Genomic DNA, 10,221 nt, shown 5'->3' on the forward strand with positions numbered 1-10,221 from the left:
GCAGACTGGGCACATGGTGACGCTGCTGCTCGACTCGACGCAGCTCGAGGTCGTGCTGTCGGTGTCCGAGCGCGCCCTGTCGTTCCGCAAGGGAAACGTCGTCATCGAGCGCTCGACCATCACCAAGGTGCAGCTCACCGACGACGCGTGGACGTGGCTGCGGGGCATCCCGAGCCCCGGAACGCACGTGCGCGGGATCATCGCCGCGGGCACCTGGCGGTCCGCGGGTGGCGACGACTTCGCGATCATCCGCCGTCACCGGCCCAGCGTCGTGATCGACCTCGAGGGCCACCCCGAGTTCCAGCGGGTGATCCTCACCACCCGTCACGGCCTCGCGCTCGTGCAGGCGCTGCGGGTCGAGGTCGCGGCCGAGCCGACCGACGTCGTCGACATCGCGGCCGAGACGGGCACGATCCCGGTCATCCCCGAGCGCAAGCCGCGGGGGCGCAAGACGCCGGCGCCGGCTCCTGCCGTCTGATCTTTCAGGGGCCGGTCAGCTGACGTCGCGCCGCCAGCTCACCAGGTGGCCGAGCACGACGAACACGATCGCGTAGCCGAGCAGCACGAGCCCGCCCACCCACCATTCGAGCGGGTCCGACGAGCCCTGCGGGATCGTCGCCGCGTACACGCTCGCACCGACCAGCGCATCGCTCGCCGCTCCCGGCAGGAAGCGCGTGACGTCCGACAGCCCCTCCACGAAAGCGGCGGCGGTGCGCCCGATCGGCTCGATGAACTGTGTGAACACGAGGACGCCGACGATCGCGCCCACCTGGTTGCGCACGAGGGCGCCCACGCCCACGCCGATGAGCGTCCAGAGGGCGTAGGCGAGCAGCATCCGCCCGAGCATCGCCCAGGTGTCGGGCGAGGTGATGCCGGTCTCGAGACCGAAGCCCGCGAGGAACGCCGCCGACGTGCCGACGGCCGCGACGATGCCGATCAGGCCGAGCACGACGCCGATGAGCACGCCGACGGCGAGCTTGGCGACGAGCACGCGGCCGCGGCGCGGCGTCGCGAGGAACGTGGGCGTGAGGGTCTTGTGGCGGAACTCCGCCGTGACCATCAGCGTGCCCACGAGCAGGGGGAAGACGTAGCCGACGGTGGTCGCGGTGCTGTACAGCGTTGCGGCGAGACCTTCCTCCGGCAGCGGCGGCGCGTTGCCGGGGAGCGATCCCGTCGCGGCGGCCGCGTAGACGAACCCGAGGGCCGCCGCGGTGAACGCGACATACGCGAACAGGACGATCGCGAGGATCCACCAGATGCTCGTGGAGAACAGCTTCGTGCTCTCGGCGCGGGTGGCGGCGGTGAGACTCATCGGTCGCCCCCTTCCTCGTCGGCGGGTGCGGTGACGGTGTCGGCCGCCGGGTCGCTTTCGGAGGAGAGGGATGCCTCGGCCCCCGGCTCGGGCTCGGGTTCGGCGGTCTCCGCGGGGGCAGTGTGGTTGACGGCATCCTCGAAGGCCTCGGCCTCGGGCGGCACCCAGGCCTCGGGCTCGAGCTCAGGCTCAGGCTCGGGCTCGGGCTCGGGCGCGGATCCGGGGTCGGACTCGGGCGCGGGTTCCGCGCCGGGCGCCGATTGGCCGGTGTGGTCGAAGGCGGCGAAGAAGGCGTCCGCCTCGATGTCCGAGTCGGTCTTGACGTAGTGCTCCCACGGGCGGTCGTCGTCGGCGTCCGGCGGCTCGGGGGTCGAGAGGTCGTCGTCGATCTCGCCGATGGCCTCGACGTCGGGATCCGCGTCTTCGGGGTCCGCGTCTTCGGGGGCCCACGGATCGGCGGGCTCCGGCTGGGGCTCCGGCTCCGGCTCGGGTCCGGGCTGCGGCTCCGGCTGCGGCTCGGGTCCGGGCTGGGGCTCCGGCTCCGGCTCCGGCTCGGGTCCGGGCTGCGGCTCCGGCTGCGGCTCGGGCTCCGGCTCCGGCTGGGGCTCCGGCTCCGGCTGGGGCTCTGGTTCGGGTTCCGGTGCTGCCTCCGCCGCGGCCCCCTCCTCGCCCGTCGGCGCAGCCTCGGGCTCAGCCGAGAGTTCTGCGTCGACCTGGCCGATGGCCTCGACGTCGGGGTCTGCGTCCTCGGGGGCCGCGGACGGCACGATGTCGATCACTCCCGTGCTCGCGACCGCGTAGGCGACGGGTGCCGGCGCGACCGGCGCTTCGGGCTCGCTGTGCGCGCCGGGGTCGGGGCGTTTCGTCTCTGCGTTTCGACTCGCGGGCTCGCTCAACGACCGGGGGTCGGTGTCAGGCTCGCTCAACGACCGGGGGCCGGTGTCGGGCTCGCTGTGCGCGGCGGGTTCGGCGGCGAGGCGCTCGGGCTCGGCGCCCTCGGAGACCCAGGCGGCGCCGGCCGCGGCGGCGAGGGCTGTCGCGGCGCCGGGGGCGCTGGTGGCTTCGGCGTCGAGCGCGGCCGCGGTGAGCGCCGACTCGGCCGCCTCGTCGGATTCGGACCCCGTCTCCGTCACCGGCGCCGGGGGCGCAGCATCCACGTCTCCGGCCGCGCTCGGATGCACGCGCGTGCCGTTCACGAGATCGAGGAAGACCTCCTCGAGCGCGGGGCCGCGGCGGTGCAGTGCCGAGAGCGCGACCCCGCCGGCGGCAGCCGCCGCGCCGACCGCGGTCGGGTCCACGCCGCGCACGGTGAGCCCGGAGCGCAGCACCTCGAAGGGCACGTCGGCGGCCTTCAGCGCGGCGCCGAGCGCTGCCCGGTCGGGAGCGTCGACGACGGTGGCGTACTCACGCGGGTCCGTCAGCTCATCGACGCCGCCCTGGAACACCAGGCGCCCGCGCGAGATGATCAGCAGCGCATCGACGGTCTGCTGCACCTCGGCGAGCAGGTGCGACGAGACGAGCACGGTCCGGCCCTCGCTCGCGAGCTGCCGCAGGAACCCGCGCATCCAGCGGATGCCCTCGGGGTCCAGTCCGTTCGCCGGCTCGTCGAGCACCAGAACGCCCGGGTCGCCGAGCAGCGCGTACGCGAGGCCGAGGCGCTGGCGCATGCCGAGCGAGTAGCCGCCGACCTTGCGGTTCGCGGCATCCGTCAGTCCCACGAGGTCCAGCACCTCGCCGACCCGCGACTTCGCGATGCCCGCGGCCTGCGCGTAGATCGTGAGGTGCGCGGTGGCGGTGCGGCCGGGATGGAAGCTGGATGCCTCGAGCACCGCGCCGACGGTCTGCAGCGGCTTGTCGAGCTCGGCGTAGCGCTTGCCGCCGATCGTGGCGTGGCCGTCCGTCGCCTTGACGAGCCCGAGGAGGATCCGCAGCGTCGTGGTCTTGCCTGCGCCGTTCGGACCGAGGAATCCGGTGACCAGTCCGGGTTCGACCCGAGCTGTGAGGCCTGCGACCGCTGTGACGACGCCGAAGCGCTTCGTGACACCTGAGAACTCCAGCGACTGGCCTTCGGGCATGCCGAACCCTCTCGTTGGTCGTGGGCGACACTCCGCGGGGCAATGTACGGGGCCGCTCCATTGCGGACTCACAGCAGAACTCCGTCCCATCCTGGCGGAAATCCGGTCTCAGCGTGGGAGAAGTTCGCCCTGCCGGTAACGTTGCGCTCGTGACCGACCTCGCCGAAGCCGCCGCGGAGCCCACCGTCCTCGTGAGCACGAGCGGAGGGCTCGGGCGCCTCACTCTCAACCGGCCCCGCGCGATCAACGCGCTCAACCTGGGGATGGTCGAGCAGCTGCACGCGGCGCTGGACGCATGGGAGCACGACACCGAGGTCGACGTGGTGCTGCTCGACGGCGCCGGTGAGCGCGGACTGTGCGCCGGTGGCGACGTGCGCAGGCTCGCCGAGCAGGTCACGAGCGGCCGCGCCGGCGACGCGGCGGTGTTCTTCCGGGCCGAATACGCCATCAACGCGCGCATCGCCGAGTACCCGAAGCCGTTCGTCGCCTTCGCCGACGGCATCACGATGGGAGGTGGCATCGGCGTCGCCGGCCACGCCGCGATCCGCATCGTGACCGAACGCTCGCAGCTGGCGATGCCCGAGACCCGCATCGGCTTCACCCCCGACGTCGGCGGCACGTGGCTGCTCGCCCATGCGCCGGGCCGCCTGGGCGAGTACCTCGGGCTGACGGGCGCGGTGATGGATGCCTCGGACGCGATCTACGCCGGATTCGCCGACCATTACGTGCCCCACGAGAACCTCGACGCGGTCCGCGACGCGCTCGAGACACGGGCCGATCCCTCCAGCCCGACCGAGCTCGTCCTGCTGTTCGACGAGACCCCGGCGCCCTCGAAGCTCATCGCCTCGCGGGAGTGGATCGACGACGCGTTCGCGGCCGACACGGTCGGCGGGATCGTCGAGAGGCTGCGGGCGCGCCCCGAACCCGAGGCATCCGCCACCGCCGATCTGCTCGGCGAACTGTCGCCCACCGGTCTCGCCGTGACGCTCGCCGCGATCCGCCGCGCGCGGGAGCTGCCGGGGCTCAGGGACGCGCTCGACCAGGAGTACGGGCTGGTGATGTGGTTCGCGACGACCCAGCCCGACCTGCCGGAGGGCATCAGGGCGCAGGTCATCGACAAGGACCGCACCCCGAACTGGCGGCCGGCGACCCTCGCCGACCTGCCCGGCGATGTCGCCGAGACCGCCCTCGGCCACCGGCCCGACGTTCCGCTCTGGGACTGACGCGAGCATCGGCGGCGAGGAGGGATCGTGAGCACCCGGCGGCGGAGGAGCTACTCGATCGGCGTCGCGATCGACTGGTTCTTCTTCGTCTTCGCGGGGCTCGCGGCCCTCTGGCTCGCGTATCTCAGCCTCACCGAGACGTTCCACGTCGGGTGGTGGGGCATTCCGTTCTTCCTCGCGTTCTGGGTGCTGCTCGCGTATCTGGTGCTGCCGCGGCTGCACCGCATCCTCACCACGATCTACGTGCCGGACTACTTCATCGGCCGCACCCGGACCAGTGACGGGCTGCTCGGCGACCCCGTGAACCTCGCGTTCCACGGCACCGGTGACCAGATCCGCGCATCGCTCGAGGCCGCCGGCTGGACCGAGGCCGACCCGGTGACCCTCGGCTCGTCGTGGCGCATCATCACGTCGACGCTCACACGCCGCAGCTACGACGAGGCGCCGGTGAGCCCGCTCTTCCTGTTCGGACGCCAGCAGGACTTCGCCTACCAGCAGGAGGTCGACGGGAATCCCGCCCAGCGCCACCACGTGCGCTTCTGGCGGTGCCCCGACGACTGGCTGCTGCCCGGCGGGCGCCGCGTCGACTGGCTCGCCGCCGGCACCTTCGACACCAGCGTCGGGCTGTCGCTGTTCACGCTGCAGGTCACCCACCGCATCGACGCCGACACCGACGTCGAACGCGACCACATCGTCCAGACGGTGACGGATGCCGATTCCCGCGTCACCGTGGACGTCATCCCCGACTTCGCCACCGGCTATCACGCCCGCAACGGCGGCGGCGACAGCATCCGCACCGACGGGGACCTCCCCATCGTCGACGTGCGCGCGGTCGAGCCGAGCGTGCAGAGCGCGGGGGAGGTGCCGGCATGACCGCCGAGCTGCCCGCGCCGCACAAGCGGCCCGCATACGAACCGGCCAAGCGACTCCTCAAGCCGCCGCGCTTCGACCCGGGGATGAAGCGTCCGATCTCCACGGTGGCCGGCGTTCTGCTCATCGTGCTGAGGGTGCTCGCCGGCGTCGTCGTGCTCGTCAGCATCGCGACCGGATGGGACGCGATCCTCTCCGATCCCGACTCCGTGCTCGAGGGCTTCGACCCGACGCCGGAAGGGAAGCAGGCCGCGCTGTGGCTCGTGATCGGCACCGGGGCGACCGTGCTCCTCATCGACCTCGCGCTCGCGTTCTTCGTCTTCCGCGGCTACAACTGGGCGCGCGTGTTCGTCATGTTCATCGCCGTGCTGTCGATCAGCACGTCGTTCACCGCGTGGTGGGCGCAGGGCCAGGAGATCGAGATCCAAGGGACGTTCCTGTCGCTGAGCATCGACATCCTGCTGCTGCTCGCCCTGTCGAGCCGCAGCGCCGCCGCGTATGCGCGCCGCAACGAGCGGCGCCCGGATACCCCGGCGTGACGTAACCTGAGTCCCGCCGCAGGCAGCGGCGCGCAGCATCCGTCATCGCAGTCCCGGGGGAGGGCACGTGTTCGACAGTCCGCTCTCGGCGTCCGCGTACGAGGTGCTCGCGGTCGCCCCCGAGGTCGACGACGAGACCCTCCGCAAGGCGTATCGCCTGCGGCTGCGGCAGACGCACCCCGACACCGGCGGCGACGCGGCCGTGTTCATCCAGGTGCAGCGGGCGTGGGAGCTCGTCGGCACGCCGGAGGCCCGCGCGGCGTACGACCGCGGGCACGGGTTCGGCGAGGCGGCGGCTCCGGAGTGGTCGGGCTGGCGACCGCCCGCGGCGCGCACCGACACGCGGCCGCGCGCCCGCTCCTACGGGCACCCCGGCGGCTGGCGCCGCGAGCGCTACCTCACCCTGATCCGCGAGTGGGCCGGCCGCGGCGTCACGCTCGAGGACCCGTACGACCCGGCGCTCGTCCGCTCGGTCCCGGTGGCGCTGCGTCGCCTCCTGGCCGACGCGCTCGCCGAGGAGGCGACGGCCCGCATCGTGGCCGACCTCGGCATGGGGTACACGGTGTGGCACGACGTGGCCGCGGCCGGGCGCGGGACCGACCCCGACGCGAAGATCGACCACATCGTGCTCGGGCCGAGCGGCCTGTACGGCGTGCTGTCGGAGGATTTCGGCGGCCCGGTGCGCATCCGCCGCGGCGAGTTCGTCGGCGACGGCGTCCCCGGCGCCCCGCTCGCCGAGCTGCTCTCGCGCATGCGGGTGATCTCGCGCGCCGCCGGCGTGCGGTTCAGCGGCGCGATCGTCGTCCTCCCCGACGAGGACGTCCTCACCCCGATCGACGAGATCGGCCGCGTGCGCGGCGTGCGCGTCGCAGTCGTCTCGCGCAGCGCCCTGGCCACGGTGCTGCGTCGCGGCATCACGGGCGCCCGCGACGTCGGCGGCAACGAGGTGTTCGACTACCGCACGCGCCTGCAGCAGACCGTGCGCTTCGCGTAGAGCCCGCGGCCGTTCACATCGCGTGCTCTCACCGAGTGCACCCGTCGTGCGCGTGCATGACGGGTGATCTCGGTGACATCACGTGCAGTGGACGGATGCTGCCGCCAGCCGTCGCGTCGGGGCTCAGGCGTCGCGTGCCTGGCGCAGCCAGCGCTCGATGCCCGAGATGTGCACCTGGGCCACCGAGGTGGCGAGCTGGATGTCGTGGTCGGCGATCGCGTCGAGGATCGCGCGGTGCTCGGCGAGCGTGCGCTCGACCGCGCCCGCCTGCGTGAGCCCTCGCCATACGCGGGCACGCACGGTCTGGCTGGTGAGGCTCTCGAGCAGGCTCGCCAGGTAGTCGTTGCCCGCGAGCCGCGCGATCGCGCTGTGGAAGCGCACGTCGTGCTCGACCAGGGTCTCGATGTCGGTGTCGGTCGCGACACCGCGGATCTCGGCATCCAATCCCGCCACGTCGTCGTCGTCCGCACGCTGGGCCGCGAGCCCCGTCGCGTGGGACTCGAGGACGCGACGAACCGCGAAGATCTCGAGCAGCGAGTCGTCGTCGTGCAGGTCGACGACGAACGAGATCGCCTCGAGCAGCAGCTTCGGCTCGAGGCTCGTGACGTACGTGCCGTCGCCGCGCCGCACGTCGAGCACGCGGATGACCTCGAGCGCCTTGACGGCCTCGCGCATCGAGTTGCGCGAGAGGCCCAGACGCTCGGCGAGGTCCTTCTCGGGAGGCAGGCGCGACCCCGGCGCCAGCTCGCCGCGGACGATCATGTCCTTGATCTTCTCGATCGCTTCGTCGGTGACGGCCACGGGCCCATCCTAGACATCCGATGTCAGGAACGATCGGATGCTGTGGCCACCGCGCGTCGACGGCATGATGGTGGCATGCGCGTCGTGGACGGACACCTCCATCTCTGGGACCGGGAGGTCCTGACCTACGAGTGGCTCGAAGGGGCTCTGCTCCGATCTTTCGGACCGGACGAACTCGACGTCGCCCTGCAGGAGGCTCCCGAGGCGGACTGCGGGTTCGTGTTCGTGCAGGCGGAGTGCGCTCCGGAGCAGTCGATCGCCGAGGTCGACTGGGTCGCCTCGCTCACGGACCGTGTACCGGTGCGGGGCATCGTGGCGCGCGCGCCCCTCGAGGATCCCGGCGCCACCGAAGAGCATCTCGCGGCGTTCGCGGAGCGTCCGCTCGTGGTCGGGGTGCGCCGGCTGCTGCAGTCCGAGCCCGAAGGCTTCTGCCTGCGCCCGGGCTTCCTGCGCTCGGCCGAGGCGGTGGCCGCCGCCGGACTCTCGTTCGACGCCTGCGTGCGGTGGGAGCGGCTGCCGGACGTGGTCGCGCTCGCGGACGCGCTGCCCGACCTCGCCATCGTGCTCGACCATCTCGGCAAGCCCGAGGTGGGTTCGCCCGGCGACGCCGACCCCGCCGACGGCACCCCGTGGGCGGAGTCGCTGCGCGACCTGGCCCAGCGCCCGAACGTGGTGTGCAAGCTCTCGGGCCTGCCGGCGGAGTCACGCGGCGAGTGGACCGACGCCCAGATGCGCCCGTTCCTCGACGTGGCGCTCGACGCCTTCGGCCCCGACCGCCTGCTGTTCGGCAGCGACTGGCCCGTGTCGGGTCCGTACGGGCGGTGGCTCGACACGGTGACGTCGTGGTTGGAGGACCGCGTCGGCGAGCGCCACCGGAGGGCGGTGCTCGCCGACAACGCCGAGCGCGTCTACCGGCTCGGGTAGCAGCATCCATCGCGCTCCCCTTCTTCATCGACGGGGCTGCGAGGCCCCCCTCGATCAACAGGTCAACCGGGGTTCTGCAGGAGCTTCAGCCTTAGGGCGCTCCGCGTGTCGTGGAGTCGGTCCCTGCTCCTTTCGTTTCAGGCTGCGGTTGCAGCGGGTCGGGTTGTGAGTCGGGTCATGGTGTCGGCGGGTAGGGCGCTCCGCGTGTCGTGGAGTCGGTCCCTGCTCCTTTCGTTTCAGGCTGCGGTTGCAGCGGGTCGGGTTGTGAGTCGGGTCATGGTGTCGGCGGGTGTTGCGTAGCCGAGGCTTTGGTGCCGGCGTGTGGTGTTGAAGTGATGGATGTAGTCCGCGATCTCACGGGTCGCGTGTCGACGGGTGGTCAGCTGCAGCCAGCGGAGTCGTTCGTTCTTGATCTTCGAGAAGAAGGACTCCGCGACCGCGTTGTCCCAGCATTCGAAGTTCTGGCCCATCGAGCGGCGGATGCCGTGACGGGCGCAGAACCGGGCGAACCGTTTGGAGCGGTATTGGGTGCCGTGGTCGGAGTGGAAGATCGCACCCGACTGGACATGGCCGGTTGCTTGGGCCCGTTTCATCGCGGTGACCACCAGTTCCGCGGTCTGTCGTTTCCCGGTCGCCCAGCCGATCACCATGCGGGTGGCCAGATCGATGACGGTCGCCAGATACAACCAGCCTTCGGCGGTGGCGACATACGTGATGTCGCCGACCAGCACCGTCCCCGGCCGGATGGTGTCGTGGAAGCGGCGCTGCACCAGGTCGGCAGGGTCCGGCTCGCGTCGGGCCCGTGCGGCCGCCTTCCGATACGCGGCCCGCGCCGCCGGGGGCATCACGCCCAGATCCCGCATCACCGCGAGCACCGTCTTGTCGTTGACGCGGAACCCGTCGGCCCGCAATGTCGCCGCGATCTTGCGGTGCCCGTCCGCGCGGCCCGACCGCACGAACGCACCCAGCACCCGAGAGGTCGTCTCCCACCGCCGTGATTCCCGCGCCGACAGCGGACGGCTCCGACGGGCGTGATACCCGGACTCGGACACACCGAGCTTGCCGCACAGATACCTGATCCCGAAGTCGGCCTTCAACCCATCGATCACTTCGAACTTCTCCGCCGCAGTGAGATCGCCTGGGTGAAGGCCCGCGCTTTTTTCTCGAACTCGAGGTCCTTCTCCAGTTGCGCGACCTGGTCCTCCAGCGCCCGGATCCGCCGCTTCGCGGCATCCGACATCGAGCCCTCCGGATCGATGTCCGCATTGCGCGCCTGCACCACCCACTGATTCAACGTCTTGTCATTGATGCCCAGCTCGGCTGCGATCTCCAAGATCGTGCGCCCCTTCGACGACCGCACGATCCGCACCGCCTCGGCCCGCTCTGCCGGCGTGTACTGATGGCGCCCACCAGCCCGGGGATCCCTACTCCCAGCATTCATCTCCACCACAGGACCAGACTCCACCACAACTGGGGCACCCCA

General features: G+C 71.6%; 11 protein-coding genes. 6 read left to right on the top strand and 5 right to left on the bottom strand.

Annotated elements, in window-relative coordinates; translation table 11 throughout:
• The first annotated feature begins 13 nt into the window (after positions 1-13).
• On the top strand, positions 14-478 hold the full coding sequence (locus ASF40_RS03720; protein ID WP_056366515.1) for a hypothetical protein: 465 nt from the start codon (positions 14-16) through the stop codon (positions 476-478).
• A gap of 15 nt (positions 479-493) precedes the next feature.
• On the opposite strand, the gene ASF40_RS03725 is transcribed toward ASF40_RS03720, so the two are convergent.
• The gene (locus ASF40_RS03725; protein ID WP_056366519.1) at positions 494-1,312 is read right to left on the bottom strand and encodes an ABC transporter permease; all 819 of its coding nucleotides are present in this window, start codon (positions 1,310-1,312) and stop codon (positions 494-496) included.
• The gene (locus tag ASF40_RS21580; protein WP_082496827.1) at positions 1,309-3,387 is read right to left on the bottom strand and encodes an ABC transporter ATP-binding protein; all 2,079 of its coding nucleotides are present in this window, start codon (positions 3,385-3,387) and stop codon (positions 1,309-1,311) included. Before ASF40_RS21580 ends, ASF40_RS03725 begins: the two co-directional genes overlap by 4 nt.
• Before the next feature lie 149 nt (positions 3,388-3,536).
• Between ASF40_RS21580 and ASF40_RS03735 the strand changes: the two genes are divergently transcribed.
• The 4 genes from ASF40_RS03735 to ASF40_RS03750 all read left to right on the top strand — a co-directional run bounded on the left by ASF40_RS03735 (position 3,537) and on the right by ASF40_RS03750 (position 7,013).
• Positions 3,537-4,610 carry an enoyl-CoA hydratase/isomerase family protein gene (locus ASF40_RS03735; RefSeq protein WP_056366522.1) on the top strand — a complete coding sequence of 358 codons (1,074 nt, stop codon included), beginning with the start codon at positions 3,537-3,539 and terminating at the stop codon, positions 4,608-4,610.
• Between the two features lie 27 nt (positions 4,611-4,637).
• A complete protein-coding gene (locus ASF40_RS03740; protein WP_056366525.1) occupies positions 4,638-5,483 on the top strand; it encodes an LssY C-terminal domain-containing protein in 846 nt (281 codons plus the stop codon).
• A complete protein-coding gene (locus ASF40_RS03745; RefSeq protein WP_056366528.1) occupies positions 5,480-6,019 on the top strand; it encodes a hypothetical protein in 540 nt (179 codons plus the stop codon). The genes ASF40_RS03740 and ASF40_RS03745 overlap by 4 nt, the downstream gene beginning before the upstream one ends.
• A gap of 67 nt (positions 6,020-6,086) precedes the next feature.
• Complete coding sequence (locus ASF40_RS03750; protein WP_056366531.1) at positions 6,087-7,013, top strand: J domain-containing protein; 927 nt, start codon at positions 6,087-6,089, stop codon at positions 7,011-7,013.
• Between the two features lie 123 nt (positions 7,014-7,136).
• Here the strand turns inward: ASF40_RS03750 and ASF40_RS03755 are convergent, their stop codons facing one another.
• A complete protein-coding gene (locus ASF40_RS03755) occupies positions 7,137-7,814 on the bottom strand; it encodes a FadR/GntR family transcriptional regulator (RefSeq protein ID WP_056366535.1) in 678 nt (225 codons plus the stop codon).
• A gap of 75 nt (positions 7,815-7,889) precedes the next feature.
• Here ASF40_RS03755 and ASF40_RS03760 point away from each other — a divergent pair, with 75 nt between their 5' ends.
• Positions 7,890-8,738, top strand: coding sequence for an amidohydrolase family protein (locus ASF40_RS03760; RefSeq protein WP_056366539.1), 849 nt, complete (start codon positions 7,890-7,892; stop codon positions 8,736-8,738).
• A gap of 236 nt (positions 8,739-8,974) precedes the next feature.
• Here the strand turns inward: ASF40_RS03760 and ASF40_RS03765 are convergent, their stop codons facing one another.
• Together ASF40_RS03765 and ASF40_RS03770 are read right to left on the bottom strand one after the other, a co-directional pair.
• Complete coding sequence (locus ASF40_RS03765) at positions 8,975-9,847, bottom strand: IS3 family transposase (protein WP_056366542.1); 873 nt, start codon at positions 9,845-9,847, stop codon at positions 8,975-8,977.
• On the bottom strand, positions 9,844-10,221 hold a 378-nt coding region (locus tag ASF40_RS03770; protein ID WP_235560117.1), incomplete at its 5' end, for a transposase. The genes ASF40_RS03770 and ASF40_RS03765, both read right to left, overlap by 4 nt.

The sequence above is a fragment of the Microbacterium sp. Leaf288 genome (assembly GCF_001422925.1).
GTDB lineage: Bacteria > Actinomycetota > Actinomycetes > Actinomycetales > Microbacteriaceae > Microbacterium.